The sequence below is a fragment of the Blautia sp. BCRC 81119 genome (assembly GCF_003184505.1).
Taxonomy (GTDB): domain Bacteria; phylum Bacillota; class Clostridia; order Lachnospirales; family Lachnospiraceae; genus Blautia_A; species Blautia_A fusiformis.
Genome location: NZ_QJHD01000005.1, coordinates 127,580 through 148,527 on the forward strand (window position 1 = coordinate 127,580; position 20,948 = coordinate 148,527).

The 20,948-nt window shown below is 38.6% G+C and carries 17 protein-coding genes; 16 read left to right on the forward strand and 1 reads right to left on the reverse strand.

The window, feature by feature from the left end:
* Positions 1 to 17: 17 nt before the first annotated feature.
* On the reverse strand, positions 18 to 323 hold the full coding sequence (locus DMI82_RS04695; RefSeq protein ID WP_110102653.1) for a hypothetical protein: 306 nt from the start codon (positions 321 to 323) through the stop codon (positions 18 to 20).
* A 167-nt stretch (positions 324 to 490) separates the two neighbouring features.
* On the opposite strand from DMI82_RS04695, the gene DMI82_RS20045 reads away from it, so the two are divergent.
* The 16 genes from DMI82_RS20045 (at position 491) to DMI82_RS04770 (ending at position 20,662) form a co-directional block, all read left to right on the forward strand.
* Positions 491 to 664 (forward strand): hypothetical protein, encoded by a 174-nt coding sequence (locus DMI82_RS20045; RefSeq protein ID WP_199579963.1) that lies wholly within the window; start codon positions 491 to 493, stop codon positions 662 to 664.
* 4 nt (positions 665 to 668) lie between these two features.
* Positions 669 to 851 carry an FtsB family cell division protein gene (locus DMI82_RS04700; RefSeq protein ID WP_242981805.1) on the forward strand — a complete coding sequence of 61 codons (183 nt, stop codon included), beginning with the start codon at positions 669 to 671 and terminating at the stop codon, positions 849 to 851.
* A gap of 54 nt (positions 852 to 905) precedes the next feature.
* Positions 906 to 2,786 carry a leucine-rich repeat domain-containing protein gene (locus tag DMI82_RS04705; protein WP_146207133.1) on the forward strand — a complete coding sequence of 627 codons (1,881 nt, stop codon included), beginning with the start codon at positions 906 to 908 and terminating at the stop codon, positions 2,784 to 2,786.
* A gap of 228 nt (positions 2,787 to 3,014) precedes the next feature.
* Positions 3,015 to 4,799, forward strand: a complete 1,785-nt coding sequence (locus tag DMI82_RS04710) for a leucine-rich repeat domain-containing protein (protein ID WP_110102655.1) — start codon at positions 3,015 to 3,017, stop codon at positions 4,797 to 4,799.
* 16 nt (positions 4,800 to 4,815) lie between these two features.
* Positions 4,816 to 5,850, forward strand: coding sequence for a leucine-rich repeat domain-containing protein (locus DMI82_RS04715; RefSeq protein ID WP_110102656.1), 1,035 nt, complete (start codon positions 4,816 to 4,818; stop codon positions 5,848 to 5,850).
* A gap of 199 nt (positions 5,851 to 6,049) precedes the next feature.
* Entirely contained in the window at positions 6,050 to 8,428 is a 2,379-nt protein-coding gene (locus DMI82_RS04720) for a hypothetical protein (protein ID WP_110102657.1), read from the forward strand.
* A gap of 126 nt (positions 8,429 to 8,554) precedes the next feature.
* Positions 8,555 to 10,234, forward strand: coding sequence for a zinc-ribbon domain-containing protein (locus DMI82_RS04725; RefSeq protein WP_110102658.1), 1,680 nt, complete (start codon positions 8,555 to 8,557; stop codon positions 10,232 to 10,234).
* 127 nt (positions 10,235 to 10,361) lie between these two features.
* Positions 10,362 to 11,459, forward strand: coding sequence for a hypothetical protein (locus DMI82_RS04730; RefSeq protein ID WP_110102659.1), 1,098 nt, complete (start codon positions 10,362 to 10,364; stop codon positions 11,457 to 11,459).
* A gap of 65 nt (positions 11,460 to 11,524) precedes the next feature.
* Positions 11,525 to 12,430: an HD domain-containing protein gene (locus DMI82_RS04735; protein WP_158526426.1), complete on the forward strand. Its 906-nt coding sequence runs from the start codon at positions 11,525 to 11,527 to the stop codon at positions 12,428 to 12,430.
* 180 nt (positions 12,431 to 12,610) lie between these two features.
* Positions 12,611 to 12,733, forward strand: coding sequence for a hypothetical protein (locus tag DMI82_RS20435; RefSeq protein WP_278308629.1), 123 nt, complete (start codon positions 12,611 to 12,613; stop codon positions 12,731 to 12,733).
* A gap of 2 nt (positions 12,734 to 12,735) precedes the next feature.
* Positions 12,736 to 12,921, forward strand: a complete 186-nt coding sequence (locus DMI82_RS04740; RefSeq protein WP_146207134.1) for a hypothetical protein — start codon at positions 12,736 to 12,738, stop codon at positions 12,919 to 12,921.
* Positions 12,922 to 12,974: 53 nt separating this feature from the next.
* The gene (locus DMI82_RS04745) at positions 12,975 to 14,369 is read left to right on the forward strand and encodes a leucine-rich repeat domain-containing protein (protein WP_110102662.1); all 1,395 of its coding nucleotides are present in this window, start codon (positions 12,975 to 12,977) and stop codon (positions 14,367 to 14,369) included.
* Positions 14,318 to 16,354, forward strand: coding sequence for a leucine-rich repeat domain-containing protein (locus tag DMI82_RS04750; RefSeq protein WP_110102663.1), 2,037 nt, complete (start codon positions 14,318 to 14,320; stop codon positions 16,352 to 16,354). The genes DMI82_RS04745 and DMI82_RS04750 overlap by 52 nt, the downstream gene beginning before the upstream one ends.
* A 90-nt stretch (positions 16,355 to 16,444) precedes the next feature.
* Entirely contained in the window at positions 16,445 to 16,645 is a 201-nt protein-coding gene (locus DMI82_RS04755; protein ID WP_110102664.1) for a hypothetical protein, read from the forward strand.
* A 644-nt stretch (positions 16,646 to 17,289) separates the two neighbouring features.
* Positions 17,290 to 19,119, forward strand: a complete 1,830-nt coding sequence (locus DMI82_RS04765; protein ID WP_158526427.1) for a leucine-rich repeat domain-containing protein — start codon at positions 17,290 to 17,292, stop codon at positions 19,117 to 19,119.
* A 94-nt stretch (positions 19,120 to 19,213) separates the two neighbouring features.
* Positions 19,214 to 20,662 carry a leucine-rich repeat domain-containing protein gene (locus tag DMI82_RS04770; protein ID WP_110102667.1) on the forward strand — a complete coding sequence of 483 codons (1,449 nt, stop codon included), beginning with the start codon at positions 19,214 to 19,216 and terminating at the stop codon, positions 20,660 to 20,662.
* Positions 20,663 to 20,948 lie beyond the last annotated feature (286 nt).

Below are 20,948 nucleotides of genomic sequence, written 5' to 3' on the forward strand. Positions count from 1 at the left end.
CTGGTTTTTTAACCCAGTTAGTTGATGTATTCCACATTGAGTGTGCCTTTCTTGCGCATATTGACATTGAGAGTGTTGGCCGGGTCTGCAAGTCTCCGGTCGTCGTTAACAGAGAGCAGAACTGATTCCGGATGCCGGCTCAGGACAGTTTCTGTTGCCCGTGCAAGAAGTTCAGCAGCAGTTTTTGCATGTATTTCCTGGATTACCTGCTGATATTCAGCCTTAATACCATCAGGCTCGTTTGTGTCAACGTCTAAATTACATGTAGCCATTAACTTAGGCGTTGCTTCTGTATTGTCCACAAAATTAATTGTTAACGTCATATCTATGACCTCCCTTTGTTTCTGCGCTTTTTTAAGCACATATATATTATGCCAAATTTTTCAAAAAAAAGAAAGGCTGAAAAAGAAAGGACGATAAGAAGAAAAATGGTCCGCAAAAAAAGATAAAAAATAAAAAAATCCGGCATATTGTACAATGAAAAGAATGCGTGAAAGGGTTCAAAAAAAATGGAAAAGCGGGAGCAAAGAGTACAAAAGATAATAGAGCTGCGAAAAGAAAAAGTAGAAAAGCAAAAAAGAAACATCTGGGGCATGGTCTTGATAACAGTCATTGTGCTTCTTATGATATTCATCATGCTGTATCAAAAGAAGAAGATAGTTGACACGATGGCTTCTTATGATGTCCGCTATGAAACACTGCAAAAGTCTATTAAAGAAGAAAAGAAGCATGCAAAAGAGATTGAAAAAGAAAAAGAATACATGCAATCTGATGAGTATATTGCACAGGTGGCAAGGGAGAAGCTTGGACTGGTAAAAGATAATGAGATTGTATTTGAGGAAGAAGACTAGCACTTTGGTAAGAAGTGCTTTTTCTTTTTGCCTGATATCTGGCATGTTGAAAATGTGAAAATAAACAAAGAAGGGAGAAAAAATAAAATAATGGAAAAAATAAAAGAAAAGATGACGGTTGCGTCTGCGGATGGAAAGGTCACATTCTATCTTAAAAAGCGGCCTGACGTATATTTGTATGACTGCTTGCATTTGGATGTCATCGATGATGTGGAAGAACTACGGCTGGACATTCCCGGAATGACTACGCTGCTATTATCTGAAGAACATGTCTTTCCAAATGTAAGAAAAATCTACATCGGAAAAGAAATACAGAACATAATGATATATAATAAGACATTTCCGAATGTAAGAGAAGTGGAATCTGACAGTAATGTTTTTTGCTCGGGGTCCATGCTTGTTAGAAACGAAAATTTCGGCATGAGCAAGACTCTTTTAAACACATTCTGCCTGAAAAGTGATGAAACTGCTGACCTGAATGGCATTGCAGACATTGTAGGAAGTGCTTTTTACGGCTGCGAATGCACAAAAGCAATTAATACGGAACAAGTAAAGCACATGAGTGCTTATGCTTTTCGTGACTCTGCGTTTGCAGATGCAAAGAAAAATCCACCTGTAGATGGTCTACTGATGGCTGGAAGTATCATTATAGCAGCAGACCCGCAGGCTGACAAATATGTGATTCCGGATTTTGCGACACTGTGCAATAGTTTAAAATTTAATCTGTCTGCGACACTGGTGGTGGAAAATATTACAGTCTCGGCACATATATTATATCTTTCAGGAAAAATAGAAGAAGTGCATGGATTGCCCGAGACAGTAGTTATCAATGATTCAGCAGGCATAGATGAGCTTAGTATTCTAAATATCGTGAACCGTCCTGGAAATCTGCGCCATATCATTTTTGGCGAAAAGAATACGGAATATGTTGCCATTGATGATATTGTCTACACAAAAGACATGAAAAAATTACTATGTTGCGTCAAATCCAAGACCGGGAACGTAGAAATTCCGAGTGGGGTAGAATGTATTGCGAACGATGCTTTTTATCACTGCAAAGAAATCGACTCCGTAAAAATGCCTGACAGCATAACAGAAATAGGAAATTTCGTTTTCGGAGACTGTAAAAATTTAAAACAGATTATTTTCAGTAAGAATCTAAAGAAAATGGGAACAGGATGCTTCATCGCATGCGAAGGCCTGGAGGCAGTAGATATTCCTGGTTCACTGAATGTAATCCCACGTGACGCTTTCAGGAATAATGAAAATCTGAAAAGTGTAATTCTTCATGAAGGTTTACAGTCAATCAAACAGATGGCGTTTTTCGAAATCGGTTCTTTGCTCAAAATAAAATCACTGCGGCTTCCAAAGACTGTTAAACATCTTGGCGCGAATAGCCTGAAAGGAATACCGTATATTGAAATTTTGGCGAATAAATTTCCAGAAGGTATGGTCGATGCAATCGTAACGACGAGTCCTGTTTACAATGACATTTACAATGACATTGGTATATTGCAGGTAAAAACGCCTGATAGTCTGTATTTTCTTCCGCCGGCTATGACCAAAGCGAATATATCACATTTGGAGGATGATATCTGCTTGAGCGGGCCCGATGTGCTGCTTTCTTCATATAAGTATGCACTTACATGGGATGCAAAAATAGATATAGCCTTTGCGATATACGAGGAACATAAAACTGCAGAAACTGCACAATACTTAGCCAAAAATGCTAAAAAAATAGCAAAAAAGGCGATGGAAACGAATGATTTGGAGATGCTGACAAAATTACTTGAGTACGATGTTTTTTCTAAGAAATCGATAAGGTTTATCTACGACCTGATTTCTGATGATGATAATGAAAAAATGGTAACTACAAAGGCATATGCGTTGGAGAAAATGCAGAAAATAGCAAATAAGAACAACTTTTCATTATGACAAAATAAAAGAAGGAGGCATGGCAGAACGCTGTGCCTCTTTTTTTTGTAGAGCGGCGCGAAGAGTGAATATTCCGAATTTTCTAGGTTTTATATTTTACAGCGCTCTTTCGAGTTTACATAATATTATTATTGTGAACTTTCGGTAAGCAAATCCGCAAATTTTTTCTGTCATAGTCAAATCCATCATACTAAAAACAGAAATATACAAAGAAAGGAATAAAAAGATATGGGTACAACAAAACTACATAAATTATGTTATCAGCCCGGAGTTGTCATGTATGTTGATGATGACAATATTTGTCGTGATATGGAAGTAAGCCCAGAGGTTTCCGTTCTTCACATCGGAGAACAGAAAAAACCTTCTAAAACAAACCCACCGCTGTTGTTTAGCTTGGACAAAAGAAAAAACTATGTGTTTTCAGGCATAAAAGAATTGGTTATTGAAGAAGGCACTTGCGGGGTATTTGTCGCGAACACGATGTTTCCCAATGTAAAACGTGTGACATCACATAACCGGCAATATTTATCAAGTGATAGAATGCTTATAACCATCCGCGACGATACAAAACGAATGTTGCTGCATGTGTTTGATTTAGAGTCTACAGCACAGATTGATTTAAGGTGGATATCGCAGATAGGAACAAAAGCATTTACGGGGTGCAAAAGCGTGCGCCTGGTAAATTGTGATTGTGTTGAATGTTGTCACGATGATGCTTTTGCCGATTCCGCTTTTGCAGAAGCAGCATATGACCATGGGCTGAAGATAGCCGGCGGGATTGTATTCGATGTCGACGAAACAGCGGAAGAAATTGTATTTCCGGATGATAAAAAGATATTTGCAATACAGGAAGGCTTGAAGTTTTATAAGGCAAAAAAAGTAGTTTTAAAAGATGTGGGACTGATTCCAATGCTTTCTCATCATCATTTGCCAGAAACTCTGGTCATTGATGACCCAAATTTCAGAAACCTTGATAAACTATCGCCAATAGAACTTAATGTATCGATAAAACGGATAGAAACAACTGATAGAGTAAAGTATTTTTCTTCGTACGACGGAATACTTTACAACAAGACCCAGATAGAACTGTTGCTCTGCCCGAAAGGCCGAAGCGGCGAAACGGTAATTCCGGAAGGCGTCAGGACGATAAGGCAACAGGCATTCAGACGTAGCCATATAGTTTCTGTAAAAATGCCAGATTCACTGAGGACGATTGAAGACCAGGCTTTTGAATACTGTAAGCAGCTGAAGTACGTTGATTTTGGACATGGTTTAAAACGTATTGGCTCCAGCTTTTATTATTCTGAGGTCTTTGCTCATTCAGGTCTTGAAGAGGTCGTGATTCCTCAACAGGTAACAGAAATAGGCTACGCTGCATTTTATGACTGTTCTTTGAAAAAGGCAACTCTAAATGAAGGCCTCGTTACTATCGGAGAGGATGCTTTTGCCATAAATGAACTGGAAGAGATAACGATTCCGGAAAGTGTATCATCTATAGGAGAAAGCGCCCTGCGCCGGATTCCAAAAGTATATGCCAAAAGATATATTGATAGCCTGGCGTCTGCAATTACGGAACCAAAAATATTCGCTGAAAATTCGTATTGCGTAGAGCTTAACATTGCAGAACATGAATTTATTGTTCCAGCACATGTGAAATCGATTGAAACTGTAGAGACCATGATTCTTAAAGCATTGGATGGAGAAGAAGATAAAGGCAATACACTTTATGCTTGTTCCATATCCATATCTGAAAGGCAGGATACTGCAGTCAGTGCATATAAAAAAACGCAAGACCAGAAATTAAAAGAATATTTAAAAAGGTCCGGAAAAGGAATCGCTTTCAGACTGTTAAGAGAGGGGAAAGCGAAAGATTTAATCGGGTTTATCCAGCTTGATGTGTTATCCAAAAAGGCCTTAAGCGAATTACTGGAAAAGGCTGCAGACAGACCAGAGATTACGGCTTATATCGTGCAGATGATGCAGAGCAAAAAGAAAACAAATTTGGAGTTATAGGAAAGGAATTTGAAAAATGGAAGAAAATATATTTTTCAAAGAAATCGACGGTATTACATATACTTCAGATATGCGCGTGATTACTGGATGTAAGAAAGATATCGAAGGGCATATTATAATTCCGGAAGGTGTTGAAATTATTAAAGCAGAAGCATTTAGGTCATGCGAATCTATTACATCTATAATCCTTCCTGATTCGTTGAAAAGAATAGAATGGAGAGCATTTGTGGATTGCCGTAATCTACAACACATTGATTTTGGGAATGGAATCCAGCAAATTGGATGTCTTGGCCTATCAAATGACATTTTTGACGGATGCAAAAACCTTCATTCAGTAATAATCCCGTCACAAGTTAAATATATCGGAGATGCTGTTTTTTATAAAACCGGATTAAATACGATACAGTTAAATGAAGGACTGGAAAATATTGGAAATATGGTTTTTGGGAATTGCCAAATGTTAACTCATCTTATTCTTCCTGCATCATTAAAGCACTTTGGGTTTCATAGGTCTAACCATTTCGCAAACATTACACTGAAAACGATACCTGTTGATTTTATTTTGAAAATCACGGATACGTCTTATCGTTATCACTATCCTGAGTATAGAATTATCACATTAACTATTGGTGATAGAAAGGTTTTCATTCCAAATATGATGGATGAATACGATAGGTCCAAAGTCAATGCAAAAATAAACGAAGAGGGCGTAACTGATAACCTTATGTACAGCATGTATAAGTACGCTCCATCTGAGACTATTCGTACTGAAATCGGATATCACATCTATAATGAAGCATTAAAGCAAAATAATGTTGATAAAATCGATGAGGGATTCAGGTTAAAATTAAAACAAAGGGCTACTGGCATGATTTTTCATTTGTTAGACCAAGACAGACTTGAAGAAGCCATAATGATTATTAATCTTGGCTTTTTATCAGAGTCTATGATTAGAGGTTTTCTAAAAAAGACAGATAATCCTGCGGTGAGAGCGTATTTACTTGAGAATCTACATAAATTGGATGGCGATGGGAAGCAAATGCAACTTTAAATAAAAAAACATAAAATTTTCATATTTCATATTGAGGAAGGCGTAAGCCTTCCTCTTTTTTTGTTCCAGAAAAAAACGGATTTTTCATTTTAAAAAGAAAGGATAAAAAAATCCGCAAAGATTTCAGCATTTAACAATTTTCCACATACCTACGGTATAGCAAAAAAACAAAGAAATGCTGAAAAAGGAGCAAAAAAATATGGAAAAAATATACAAAACAGAAAAAGAAGGACAAATTGCATTTTTTGATAACTACAACGTTCCGTGGCAGGAAAATGATGGCGTGCTTGTTGAAAATTGTGACGGTATTTACAATGGCGTACTGTTTGAATTTAAGTTAAATATCAATGACCTGAACAAGACACTGTTTCAGGCAATTAAGTATCTTTCCAGGATGCGAGTGCATGGCGAAAGCGTTCCGGCAACGATTCTTCTGGTGTCATTAAATAACAAGACCGCTTACAAATATAAAAGCCAGGATTATTTTGACGAAATCCATAAAATTTATACCGGGGCAGCAAGCCAGAATAATGACGGATTCTGTGCAAAGACAAAACCAGAGGTTTTTGAGTATTCCGAAATGCTGGCTTCCTCAAGGCTTAAAAAGGTTATTAAGAATACCAAGACCGTGGAAAACATGTATATGCCGGTTGAGATTGATGAAAACTGCGTGGTCGGATGGGCAGAACGTTATTACCGTGAGATTCCGAATGCAAGCAAGGGGGATTTTCTTGGCGACGATACAGAAAACGGCATGGTGACCGGGGAAATCCGTGAGCCGAGACATTTTAAAGGCCTGATTCTTCCTTATAATCATAAAACAAATGAGCGATTCAAAAAACTGATGGACTGCCTGAATGACAGGCTTTCCAAAAAGGACCTTGGCGCATTCTATACACCGGAAGAGTATGCAAAGAAGGCTGCAGAACTGGTGGTTATGGCTGTTGAAAGGACTATTTCAGCCGGTAAAAAAGATTATGTTATTTTGGACCGCTGCGCCGGAACGGGTTCGCTGGAGGCCGCTCTGATTGGATTAAAAGACAGCCGTGGAGGCGAGTTAATCAGCCACTGTGTTGTGAGTACATACGAGTATTACGAATACAAAGTTCTCAACGAAAGGATTGGCGACAAAGTAATGGATATCGTCCCGAGCACAGAAGGTGATATTGTATTTGGCAATGGCAAAATCCTGAATGCCGATGCCATGACGAAAGAATATATTGAAAACGAGGTCATCAAGCAGTATGTAGATGATGAGGATTGTGCGGTTATTTTGTTTGAAAATCCGCCGTATAGAGATGAAGTCAGCGACAACTCAGAAAACAGAGGGACAAAAGTCAACCAGTCGTTTGTGTTTAAAGAATTGTTTGATGAATTAAAAAATCTGCGGAACAGTTCTATTGCAACCGCCCGCGATTTATCTAATCAGTTTATTTATTCCGGCGTAAAACATTATTTACGACAGGATACTGACAGTTATATCGTCTTTTCTCCGATTAAATACTGGAAGACTATCGGACTAATTGATTTAAAATTTGAGGACGGGTTCTTATTCAATAGAAAAGGATTCCACGCTACAGAAAGCGCTATTTCGTGCATTCTGTGGAGTAATAAGCCGGGAGATAATGAAACAATTTCTCTTCGCAAATGCAATATATCCAACAGCGATATTACAGATGATGGCGTATGTACTCACACCAAGGCTTATGGTTCTTTTTCCGAAAAATACTTCGACTGCGCTATTCATGAAGACGATGAAGAATGCGGCGTTTTCTGTGAAGCGGACGGCACCGAAACTTCCGGAAGAAAGTGCTCAGGAAAGTCTTATTATAATGAAAATGTCATCGCTTATATGAGAACAACTGCAATGGCAATCAATGCGCAGCAGCGGTATCTGACAAGACAGAAAATCTTTAATGCAGCCGGATTTTATCTCCGTCGTGATACGTACATTGAAAAACTTCCAATGTTTGCTGCAAAATTGCTGCCGCAAGACTCCTGGGATGAAAAAGATGTGTATTTTACCACATCCGACGGCGGCGACGCATATACAAAAGATGACGATTTTCTGAAAGCTTGCCTGCTTTACACTGTGCTTTCCAATCAGAACAAATGCCTCAGTTTTCTTGGTTCTGATGGCCGCATGTATCAGAATGAGTTATGCCTGGACAACAGCAAATACGAAAGAACAAAAGAGGATGCAAAAAAAGAAGGAAAAGAAATCACATCGGGAAGTAAAGAAGAAACTGAGATGCTGGAACTCCTGCCGGTAGCATATCGTGATTTGATGGAATACGAAGAGCTGGATGACGATGAGAAAGAATTGGTTAGCCTCTGGAAAAAGATTCTGGAAGAAGCAAGAGCAGCGGAAGGGTATGATTCGGAATTAAATTATGGGGTATATCAGATTACGAAAGAACTGAATACTTTTAAGGAAGAGAAACAGGGGAAAGGAAAGAAAAAAGTGTATGACTATCCGCTGCTGAATGGGGATTTAAACACACTGAGAACGAAACTGAAGGAGTATTATGTTTCTCATATTAAAGATAAGATGTTTGAGTATCAGTTGATTAAATAACACACAGACAACAAAATATTTACGTTTAAATAAAGAGCCGGGTTATGAATTTCGTAACCCGGTTTTGTATTGTATCAAATCCGGCATATTACTTTTGATTTTTGAAAAAGAAAGGAATATGCAAAAATGGAAACAAAGAAAACACAGATAAAAAGAAAATTCGTGTCTCTCGCAGAGGCGAGACCGGATTTGGCAAAGGAGTGGAATTATGAGAAGAACGGGGATTTGAGACCAGAGGATGTTGGCCATAGAAGTGATAAGAAAGTTTGGTGGATTTGTCCTTATGATGTGCCAGATGACTACCCAGTTGAATCTTTGAGAGGAAAGCATTTTGATTTTGAATGGAAAGCCGCTATAGGTAACCGTACTGGAAATCAACGTTTAGGTTGTCCATATTTAAGTGGGCAAGCAGTATGGCCTGGTTTTAATGACTTGCAAACAGTAAACCCCGAACTCGCAAGACAATGGCATCCCATTAAAAATGGAGGTTTGAAACCCACACAAGTAACTGTAAATTCAAATAAGAAGGTTTGGTGGTATTTACCATATGATGTTCCAAATGATTACTCTATTAAGTCATTGAGAGGAAAACGTTTTGATTTTGAATGGCAAGCCAAAATATGCAACCGCAATAATGGAAGCAATTGCCCATATTTAGTTGGTAAAGCAATATGGACTGGATTTAATGACCTTGCTACAACAAGTCCAACGATTGCCGCACAATGGCATCCGACCAAAAATGATGGGTTAAAACCAACACAGGTAACAGCAAATTCAGATAAGAAGGTTTGGTGGTATTTGTCATATGATGTTCCAAATGATTACCATATTAAATCATTGAGAGGAAGACATTTTGATTTTGAATGGCAGGTTTCAATTTCAGACCGTCATCGTCACAAGTTGGAATGCCCATATTTAAGTGGAAGCTCAGTATGGCCTGGGTTTAATGATTTACAGACAATAAATCCAGAACTTGCCGCGCAATGGCACCCGACCAAAAATGAAGGGTTAAAGCCAACACAGGTGACAGCAAATTCAGGTAAGAAGGTTTGGTGGCATTTGCCATATAATGTTCCAGATGATTACCATATTAAATCATTGAGAGGAAGGCATTTTGATTTTGAATGGCAAGCCAAAATATGCAACCGTAATAATGGAACCAATTGCCCATATTTAAGCAATCAAGCAGTATGGACTGGATTTAATGACCTGACAACTATAATTCCGAACATTGCAAAGGAATGGCACCCTACAAAAAATAAAGGAGTAAAACCAACACAAGTTGTTGCTAGTTCAAAGAAGAAAGTTTGGTGGTTTCTTTCATATGATGACCACAGAACAGGAAGGCATTTTGATTTTGAATGGCAAGCCAGAATTGTAGACCGTACTACTAATAAATATACTGGTTGTCCGTATTTAACAATATATAAAGGCGAAAAATATATAAAAAAATATCTTCAAAAAAATAATACCGCCTATTATATGCAACAAAAATTTTCAGATTTATTTGGAACTGGTAATAGACTATTATCTTATGATTTCGCAATACCTGATGCAAAATATAGATTTATTTTAATTGAATATAATGGCATCCAGCATTATGAAGTAAACGATTATTTCGGTGGAGAAGCCGCATTCAAAAAGCAGCAAGAACATGACCGCCGCAAGCGCGAATACGCAAAACAGCATGGATATAAACTTATCACCATCAAATACACATACGATACATATGAGAAAGTTGCTGAGTATCTGGATAAGCATCTGCCAAAAAGAGATTGTAAAAAAATTCCTAAAAAAGCCGCATAAATGCGTAATATTTTTTTGTACATTGTTTTCTAATGTTGCCGCCCGAGAAATCGGGCGGCTGTTTTTGTGATACAAATAATCTCACATATTGTTTATATAAAATTAAACAATGCGGAGGAAAACAAATATGAAATATAAAAGTGGCACCATGGCTATGGTAAATCATACATTTACCTCAGAGCAATTAAATGATAAGTTATTCTACGAATATAATAAAATACGAGTTATAGAACCGCTCATTACATCTGCTATAAATAACGTAGCTGATAATCTTGAAACAGAGTTTTCAGGATTAGAATATTCCGTCAAAACAGCACCAAGTGTAGAAGACAAGCTTTTAAGAGCAGAAAAGAGAGATACGTCTGGCAGATTTTCGCCAAAACGAGAGCTTGCTAACTTTAAAGATATGATTCGATATACAGAAATATGTAATCACAGAGATATTGCTTCGGTCACAAAAGATACTATTGAGTTCATGAAAGAACAAGGATATACTTTAAGCGGCACGAAAAATTACTATACTCATCCGTTTGGGGCTACAGGATATAAAGGAATCCATTTAAATTTTATTTCACCATATGGTCAGGAAATAGAACTCCAGGTGCATTCCAAAGAAAGTTTTGATGCAAAACAAAAAGGGCATGAATTGTATGAAAAAATCAGAGCAGTCAGTACATTAAAAAGAGATAAAGAAGCAATGAAAGAAGAAATCAAAAGAATTCATGGGATTGTAAAAAATCCTCCAAATATAGAAGCAATCCATGATTATAAAATGCCTCAAAAAGAAAAAGAAAAATTGTTATCTATTGGAAAAGAGCAAACGTTGGTAGAGTATGAAAGTAAAAGAACGGATTCAAATTCAGAAGCAATTCGTTTTTCCGTATATTATGGAAATCAAGAATCCCCAATACTTGAAGGATACGAAAACCGCTACCCTGACAATAGTGTAAAGCATTACCATTCAATTGATACAGAAAAAGAACATTCTGCCGTCATTACTTCTGTTGACAAAGCAGGCCATGAAATAGCTGCTCATACGACAGTAGCGCATCCGCGTGAACTTAACGAAGTCGCACGTATTGCAGACAAAACAGTAAAAAAACATGAAAAATGGATGGAAACGAATTTTCCGGACAAAACCGAAACAAATATTGAATTAAACAATGCCGAAAAGATAACAGAAGCTCCATCAATAGCAGAAGCGTTTGATGATTATGAATTGTAAATTTTAACTGCCAAATATTTATGCATATTAAATTAGACATGAAGAAAGAAAGGAATATGAAAACCATGAATAAAGAAGAAAAGCTAACAAAAGCAATCATCTTTGCAACAATTAAACATGCAAACCAGAAAAGAAAAGATGGAACCCCATATATCTATCATCCGTTGGCTGTCGCAGAGCTGCTGAAAAAATATGGATATGATGTTGACTATCAGATTGCAGCTGTACTTCATGATGTATTAGAGGACACAGATACAACCGAAGATGAAGTCAAAGAATTTGGAATGCCAGTTTATGAAGCCGTAAAACTGGTGACACGACCAGATGGAATGGATGAGGCGGAATACGTCCGCAGAATCCTGGAAAATCCAATGGCGGCCGCAGTAAAGAATGCAGATAAAATTCATAACCTTTATGAAATTGCATTTTCTGAAGACAAGCGAGCAATCGCACGATATGCTAGAAAAGCGGAAATTTACTATGAAGGGAATTTTTCCATGGCGCTAGATGATGCAATTGCAAAAGCCACATATATGAGTCATTTTCACGACGAAAGGAAAGAATATAAGGAATCCATTATGAGAAAAGGAATCCCGAATTTTACGCAGAAGGAAATGCGGTTGTATTCTGAATCTGAAAATATAGCAAAAAAAGAGGCATACAATCTATATATGAAGAACACGGACATTCCTGATTTAAACGATAATAAATTAAAGTTTGCTATCGTTGATGGAAATGGCCCTTTTTGGTATTGCTATATTGGAAATGAAGAAGCCCCGGAAAAGACTTGGAGATTGACAAAAGGTGGATGGGTTGACGATTCAGAAGAAAATATCTTTTTTGCATATGGATTTGATATAAGTACTGTTTCCAAAAAAGATTTTATTGATGCAATGAATGAATTGTTTGTATCTAATTGGTTTTATGATTTCGTCGAGAAGAAAAAAATTTGTGGAAAGCAGAATCAATAAAAAATAAGATTCTGCTTTTTTGTATGTACAAAAATAATAAAAAATACCCGCAAAAATCATCTGGTGGAAAATTCTATAAGTAAGATGCAATTTTTTTACAGCGCCGTCCCATTACTCGGGCGGCTGTTTTATTTTGCATATTGTATATAAATAATATATCCCAAAAGGAGGTGTTTGTTTATGTTTCGCAGGACAAAAAGAAGGATTGTAATTGGATTACTGGCAGTAGCCTTGGCCGGCGGCGGAGCCGCCGTAAATAGAGATGCAATATATGAGAAACCGGAATCGATGTGGATTTTCTAAATTTGCGTGGGATAGAAAAAATAAAAGACGCTGAAAAAATAATGGCAAAATATAGTATCAACCCGGAAGATATGCAAAAAATATTGTCCAGCAAATGGGCTGAAGCGATGGAAATACTGACAAAATACAATGTCAACCCGGCGCATATTGCACAATTGGTCTTAACTGATGTCGGGAATCATTCCTGAATGTTTTTTGCATATTGTATTTGCAAATATGAAAAAAGAAAGGAAAAAATAATATGGAAAAAATAAACGGAGTAACAATGGATGGACATACAGTCGTAGATATTGACCGGAATGCAGATGAAGTAGTGATTCCTGAATACGCAAAAGATACAACATATCAGCTGCCGTTGTACGGTATTAAATCTATGGAGGTAAGCGACCTGATGTTACTTGCACAGTTTGCCGGTTTACCAAAAAGGCTTGTGCTGAACGACAAAGGCAATTTGGCTTCTTATTCGTTGAGTTACTGGGGCGGCGTAAACGCAATCGATTCGGTACTTGGACGCGCTGGTTTGGAACGGCTGGAACTGACAGATGACAATCCTTATTTCAAAACGGTTGATGGAATACTGTATTCAAAAGACGGATATAAACTAGTTAAATGTCCGGTGGACAGGAATGGAGGTGTAAAAATTGCAGACGGCACGGTTAGTATTGAGCCAAGAGCATTTGAGAACTCCAAGATTTCCGCTGTGGAATTTCCGGATTCGTTGCAGGATGTTAGGAACAAAGCATTTTCGAACTGCAGAAATCTTGAACATGTGAATTTTGGACATGGTATACAACGCATCGGCTCGTCTTCACGATGCTTTCAGTCTTGCCATAAACTGAAACGGATTGAATTTCCGGAACAGGTACGCAACATCGGGGAAAAGTCTTTCATGAACTGCGGCTTAGAAGAGGTAATTTTTCATGAAGGATTAAAGAGTATTTCTTCTAGTGCTTTTGCATATTGTGATGAATTAAAGAAAATCTTTCTCCCAGATTCACTGCAATATATCGGAAGATTCAATTTCGCAGAGGTGGAAGACATATATTTAAACCACAGTGTTCCAGTAGGGCTGCTGTCTATCATTTCGTCAAACTTTTCTGCAACATATACGCCTATGTATAGCCAAAGATTGGATGTACTGTCAATACATATTGATAACGACATTATATGTGTGCCGAAATCATTAAATTTATCTGGTCAAATAGAAATATTGACCATTTTGGAAGACAGGGACAAAAAGCGATACGGAGACACTTTTAAATTGTCATATTTAGAGCAGGCTAAACAGGATACGGCATTTTTTACTTATGCATACGGAACGCCAAACAAAAATACAAAAGAGTATTTAAAAGAACAGGCTGACGAAATTGCAAAAAGATATCTTAAGGCTGGACATACCGAACTCCTGGTAAAACTCCTGCAAGCCGGTTTTGTTAGTCGAACTGGGCTAAATGTAATGCTGGAGATGCTAAAAGAAGACTCGAAAATGAACTTGGAGACACAGATGCTGGCGCCACCTGTTGCTGCAAAAATAGACAGGCAGGAACCTGTTGTTATGGCTTATATCATGCAGGCGCTGGAAGAGTGCAGAAGAAAAAATGGAAGAGTGGATGCGGAAAATCTAAGATTGGATTGAAAGATTGGGCGTTTCGTTGCAGCCGGAAAAGCCGGCTGCTTTTTTTTCGTGTAGAAATCAGGCATATTGGAGATGAAAATATAAAAGACAAAGAAAGGATAAAAAATATGGATAGCATTTATGGTAACGAAAGTGGAATTTCCTACTGTTATGATAACGGCGGTGTAACCTTCTATTGCTCAGACATTTACACTTGCCGAGATATTGATATGGCATCGAATGTTAAACGCGTATGTTTTGGCGAGGACGACAGCACAAAGCAAATGTATTACAAATTAAGGTATTCTTGCATGATATTTCCGAATGTAACGGAAATATATATTGCCAGAAATGTTGCAGCAATAGAAATCAACAACAGAATGTTTCCAAATTGCCGAAAGATTGTCTCAAATAATGTAAATTATCGTTCCGGAAGCATGCTGGTGAAGAAAGATAAAGCCATGGACTGGAATTTTCTGCTTAATATGTTTTGCCTGAAAAAAGGAGAAGACGTAGATTTAACCGGAATAGATATGATTAAATCAGGAGCCTTTTCCGGATGTGAAATCGTAGAAATCAAAAATGTTGCTGACCTCTCGCAGGTTGAAAAATATGCTTTTTCCGACTCAGATTTTTGTTCAGACAAAAACAAGGCGGTTGGCGGATTTCGAATGGCCGGACCAATCATTGTAGAAATGCTGCCGGACCTGGAAGAGTATGAGATACCCGACTATGCTATATACACTGCGCCACGGGCCGTCAAGGCTATGCAGAAAATGCACAAAGCCAAGCGGCTTATCATCAATAACCTTGCGGCTACGGTAAATGTACTTTGCACGACACGGTTGCCTAAAAAAGTAATTGTAAAAAATATAAAGAAAAGGACTGATGACACAGATTATGATTTGTTTGACATACTGGACAGCGAAACAACTGAAGAGATTGAACTTCAAAACTGTTCACCAGAATACAAAAGCATCAATGGACTTTTATATGGAAGAGTCATAGATGAATATGGTTTTTTTACAAAGACATGGGGTGTCCTCAGATGTCCGCGAGGAATGAAGAAAGCAGTGATTGATGATATTACAGAAGAGATTGCGCAATCAGCATTTATGGGATGCAGTGTGGAAGAAGTTGTGATGCCAGATTCCGTGAAAATGATTGGTAATGAAGCATTTAGCTGCTGCAAGTATCTTAAAAAAATCAATTTAAGCAAAAACCTACAAAAAACTACGAATCAGCTTGGCAATAACGCATGTTTTAAGAAATGCGAAAAACTGAAGAGTATCGAAATTCCTGCCGGAATTAAAGAAATCCCGAATATGATGTTTTTTGGATGTAGGGAGTTGTCGGAAGTAGTTTTTCATGACGGGCTGGAGGTCATTGGCGCCAGCGCATTCGCTTCATGCCGGAACCTGAAAAAGGTAAGTCTTCCTAAAACGGTAAAACGCATTAAACGATGGGCCATGTCTTATGTGGATGAATTGCATTTAGCTTCAAACGTAGTTCCAAATGGTCTGGTGCTTGGTCTAAATAATTCGTCCTCTATTTGTGCAAGGGTTATTTTTCCAGATGGAAGAGAAGTGCTCGTATCTAAAACAGTAAATCCAGACGTAGAAGACAAAGCAACACTGCAATTAAGCAAGCACTGTCAGGACCCGGATTGGTATAAATACAGTTCAAACATGACGAGTCTACTTTTAAATGGGTTAATTGAATATGAGAGAAGACGAAAAGAGCCAGAAGAATGGCCTGATAACAGGCCAGAACAGACTGAGCTTAAAGGACTCTTACGAAATAACAGCGTTACTATTATGAATTGGCTCTTAACGCATGATAAAAGGCAGTCTCTGGCAAAACTGATTAACTATGGATTTCTGCCAGATTCAGCATTGAATGAGCTGCTGACATATGCAAATGAACATAATATGCCTGATATTGCTGCATATACTATACAGCAAATACAAAAAGGAGAAACACCTGACACAAAATTCCATATCTGATAAAATAGCGGGCGGAAAAAGCCCGTTATTTTTGTGTAAAAATCCGGCATATTGGAAATGAAAAAAGTAAAAGAAAGGAGGAAGAAGTATATGGCAATCGTAGAGACACCACCATGTAAGTGGACACCGCCAGTCTGCAATGATAGAGAATATCCGGAGCGACCAATAACAGCAAAGAAAACAGCAGGAAGCGAAAAAGAACATGAATACAGAAAACCACATCAACTACCTTGGGCCAAGGTAAAGAAAGTCCCACCATGTAAGAATATCCCACCCATCGAGGAGCCTTAACGGAGAACGGGAAATCCCCGGCCGACAGAGAATCCTCCATGGGTCAAATGTTCCGGTTTTAACTTCGCATGCTGGCCTGAATCCCCGTTTGAAACACGCTTCATCGCTAGACGGCAGTCAACGTCTGGTGATAACTCAGAGCAAAGCTCTTCGTTACCAGATTCGCTTACGCTCAATTCCAGCTCGGACTTCGTCCTCGCTGTCAGGTGAAAAATCACTGGAATCTGGTACCGAATCCGGCAAGGCCGGTAAGGTATCAATGAAGGCGAACGCAAGTTCGCCGAGCCACTCAGCCTTATCAACGGGCGGGAAACCCGCCCTTGTCTGGTACACGCGAGCATAGCTCGCGGTATCACGGCTTCGCTTGTCAGCCTCTGCAAGGCTTGGTAACGAGTCCGGCAGAGCCGTGGAGTTATCGAAGACTCGCAAAATTTGCATAATCATTCGGCGTGCGGTATAGTATATACAACAAGAGGGAAGAAAAAAAAGCCCTCAGACATCAGGCGGATTCGCCGCCGAAAATCCTTTCTTTGTTTGAAATCCCCGCTGCTGTGAAAAACATGACAGCGGGGATTTTTTTTTGTTTTATCGGAACTGTTCTTCAGCATATTAAATACAAAACTACAAAGAGAGGAAGAAAAAATATGGATAAAAAGAAATGGATTCCGACGCAGGATGCCTGGCTGTATTTCGAAGGAAACGTCTGTACGGATATAAAAGTGAGTACCACCACTGGTACCAGTGTTCGACTGGAGGCCCCAGAATTTGCGCTCAGGAATTGCAAGCGTTCTTTTCCAGGCGTAAAAGCATTAATCATTCCAAAAGGTGTTAAAAAGATTGATATTCCAAACTCATTGTTTCCGAATGTGGAACATGTGATTTCCGATTCTGATAAGTTTTTGACATCTACAATACTTGTGAGAAAAAGTATTACGCAGGGGAATACGCTTTTGAATGCTTTTTGCAAATCAGAAGATGATGTTGTCGACCTCCATCGCGTCAATAAGATTGATAATTTTGCTTTTGAAGGATGCCGGTCTTGGAGCCTGGTGAACGATGCATCTGTTGAATATGTTGCTGAAAATGCTTTTACCGATTCTGCGTTTATGGAACAGCCATTTAAAGGCGGAATCAAACTTGCGGGACATATAATGATAGCAATGGATGATACGGCCGAAGAGATTGTTGTACCACAGGAACCACAGATTTTCGTTCTAAGCGAAAAAGTACAGTCTGCCATCAGAGACATGAAATACGCTAGCACTAATATCAAGCGTATGCGTGTCAAATGCCTGGACTCTGTCGAGGCGTTTTGCTACATGCCGGAGACCGTGATTCTTGACTCCAAAGAAAAATGCACATGGTCAAAAGTCAGCAGAACGATATGCGGTATCGTTTCGGATAATACAAAAAATCTGATTTCCGAAATTCCAAGATACAAAAGCGTGGATGGAATCTTGTACTCAAGCGACATGAAGACTTTATGCTTCTGCCCAGGAGGAAAAACTGGACATGTGACGATTCCGGAAGGCGTAACTAAAATAAAAGATATGGCTTTCTATAGTTCTGAGATACACTCTGTAAAATTACCAGACACCTTGCAGGACATAGGTTCGCAGGCATTTCAGCTTTGCCATAATCTCACGCATATTGATTTTGGTAATGGAATCAGAAGGCTTGGCGCAAATGGACATTGTCAAATATTTGATGTTTGTAATAGCCTGGAGTCTGTGGAATTTCCGGCGCAGATAGAGTATATTGGCCACAATTGTTTTGAAAACTGTAAAAAATTAAGAAATGTAAAGTTTAATGAAGGCTTGCAGGAAATAGGCCCTGAAGCATTCATGGACTGTGAAAGTCTTAAAAATGTTGAATTTCCAAGCACGCTGAAAAAGGTTGGGAAGAGGTCATTCACCGCAACAGATGGCGTCAAATGGCTTAAGCTAAAGATAATACCATTTGGATTTGTGCATGCATTCATAAGTAATGCTGGTCCGTGTGGCCAAAGATATATGGATGTGGATTACAATGGGAAACATTTTGCAATACCGAAACGCATGGATACTTGCAGGCTGTCAGAATGTGTACAACGATTTGAGCCTGAATGTATCTCCTGGTGTGGACTGACTGACGACTTTCTGGATTCGCTGTACCTATACTCACGTTCCAAGATTGAAAAACATCTGTGCGCTATGGTAGCATACAAATATACCAGAAAAGAACAGATAAAAAAAGATATATATGGACGGTGTAATACGAGCACAGTTCACGGTATAACTGAGCCGGAACGTGTGTTGCTAGCCCTGGATGAGAAAGACCTTTCTGAAAAAGAGTTTGTGGATTGTCTGAACACTGGATTCGTGGATGCGAGGCCTGAACTGATAGATGAGGTTAAGAAGAAGGGGTGGAATATAGCAGTAGCATATATTCTGGATAAATCAAAAGAACCTGAAAAAGTAAATCTATCTCTTTAATTTTGATGAGAAGGCTGGCAGCAGCCTTCTTTTTTTTGCGATACAGAATTAAGCATATTGGACGTATAAAAAAGAAGAAAGGAAATAAAAGAATATGGAAAAAATGAGCAAAGTAAGATATCAAGATTGGCCATCCTCCAATGATACAGAAGAAAAGAGATGGAGTAAAGACGGAGTTAAAATGAGCGGGAACACAATTGTGGCTATTGATGTAACCAAAAAGAAAGTGACCATTCCGCCATATGCTACGAATACTGAATGGAAGAACCTTTGGGGACTTGAATGTCTGGAAATATCCAGTATTAACCTGCTGGCTCAATTTACGCACCTTCCCAAAAAATTGATTCTAAACGACCCGAATGCGTTGAAACTTGATGAAACGGACATTTTTTGCAGACACAATGTAAATTCCGTTGCCAAGATACAGTCTGTATTAGGCCAGGATGGAATGGAGTGGATGGAATTGAATGGAAGTAAAGATTATATTACAAAAGATGGCATTTTGTATACAAAAGATATGAGAAGTTTATTGAGATGTCCTGCTGCAAGAGCGGGTAAAGTTGTTATCCCTAAAGGCGTCAAGTTCATTAATGAAAAAGCATTTAGTCATTGCGAATGGATATCTTCCGTAGTCTTTCCTGATTCCCTGGAGGCAATCGGCCAGCAGGCGTTTGCCGGCTGTCACAATCTTAAACACATTGAGTTTGGAAACGGAATTAAAAAAATAAACTGCCGCTGCTTTGAGTTATGCTGGGGATTGGAAGAAATCAATCTTCCGAAACAGTTAGAGATAATCGATTATGGAGCATTTTCAGGATGTAAGCTTCGCAAAATAACTTTTGCAGAAAACGGTGTGAAATATATTGGGGATAATGCTTTTAACGGAAAAGACCTTGGTGAGGTTACGCTTCCTGAATCACTGGAATATATCGGTGCACAAAACTTCCAAAGTGTAAAGCACATAATACATCTAAAAAGTGTTCCAAAACGCTTCGTGATAGCTATAACTGGAAGCTCGTTTATGCGTTCTTTCTATGAAGACCCGATGCAGAATATGATTGTCCTGGATATAGACGGAAAACAGCTCTATATGCCGCGTACATTGAAACTCGGAACAGAACATCTTGTGCAGAAAATACTTCATGATAAAATAGAAGACTCCTACGGTATAATGTTTCTTTACGCTAATTCTGGACGTTGTAAACTGGTTGTTGCTGCCATGTCTTACATCGCTGGAAACCGTAACGCAAAGCTTGTTAAATTCGTGGAAGAAAACGAGAAAGCAATTTCTAATACGCTCCTGGCATACGGCCACATAAAGGAACTTTCAGAATTTATACAGACTGGTTTTGTTTCGCACCGTACACTGTCTCTTATGCTTAAAGCATTGGAAGACGGAACTGACACAAACGCTGCACTTAAAAACAATCCAGAAGCATCAATACTGCATGATGAAGGAAAACAAACTACTGCAAAGGCGTATATCTTAAAGGCGCTGAACGAGCAGAAAAATAAAAATAATGAAGAATTGCATATTTCCTGACTGTAAGAGCCGGCTTTGCCGGCTCTTTTTTTCGTACAAGTATTTCTGCATTGTAACTGTTTTTGTAAATTCTGCATATTAAGTGTATACAGATTGATTCAATGGAGAACGTGGAATCCCCGGCCGACCAAAAGTCGTCCGCGGGTCAAAGGTTCCGGTTTTAACTTCGCACGCGGGTCTGAATCACCGTTCGAAACACGCTTCGCTCAGCCTTACGGCTTCGCTCGCCGCACTTTATGCTGGTTATATTTATTCTGGTAACGAGTCCAGCTTTGCTGGCGAGTTA

Excerpts from the sequence above, each read along its gene's own strand:
- DMI82_RS04695 (WP_110102653.1), bottom strand. The coding sequence starts at position 323 with ATGACGTTAACAATTAATTTTGTGGACAATACAGAAGCAACGCCTAAG.
- DMI82_RS04700 (WP_242981805.1), top strand. The coding sequence starts at position 669 with ATGGCTTCTTATGATGTCCGCTATGAAACACTGCAAAAGTCTATTAAA.
- DMI82_RS04710 (WP_110102655.1), top strand. The coding sequence starts at position 3,015 with ATGGGTACAACAAAACTACATAAATTATGTTATCAGCCCGGAGTTGTC.
- DMI82_RS04715 (WP_110102656.1), top strand. The coding sequence starts at position 4,816 with ATGGAAGAAAATATATTTTTCAAAGAAATCGACGGTATTACATATACT.
- DMI82_RS04720 (WP_110102657.1), top strand. The coding sequence starts at position 6,050 with ATGGAAAAAATATACAAAACAGAAAAAGAAGGACAAATTGCATTTTTT.
- DMI82_RS04725 (WP_110102658.1), top strand. The coding sequence starts at position 8,555 with ATGGAAACAAAGAAAACACAGATAAAAAGAAAATTCGTGTCTCTCGCA.
- DMI82_RS04730 (WP_110102659.1), top strand. The coding sequence starts at position 10,362 with ATGAAATATAAAAGTGGCACCATGGCTATGGTAAATCATACATTTACC.
- DMI82_RS04735 (WP_158526426.1), top strand. The coding sequence starts at position 11,525 with ATGAATAAAGAAGAAAAGCTAACAAAAGCAATCATCTTTGCAACAATT.
- DMI82_RS20435 (WP_278308629.1), top strand. The coding sequence starts at position 12,611 with ATGTTTCGCAGGACAAAAAGAAGGATTGTAATTGGATTACTGGCAGTA.
- DMI82_RS04745 (WP_110102662.1), top strand. The coding sequence starts at position 12,975 with ATGGAAAAAATAAACGGAGTAACAATGGATGGACATACAGTCGTAGAT.
- DMI82_RS04755 (WP_110102664.1), top strand. The coding sequence starts at position 16,445 with ATGGCAATCGTAGAGACACCACCATGTAAGTGGACACCGCCAGTCTGC.
- DMI82_RS04765 (WP_158526427.1), top strand. The coding sequence starts at position 17,290 with ATGGATAAAAAGAAATGGATTCCGACGCAGGATGCCTGGCTGTATTTC.
- DMI82_RS04770 (WP_110102667.1), top strand. The coding sequence starts at position 19,214 with ATGGAAAAAATGAGCAAAGTAAGATATCAAGATTGGCCATCCTCCAAT.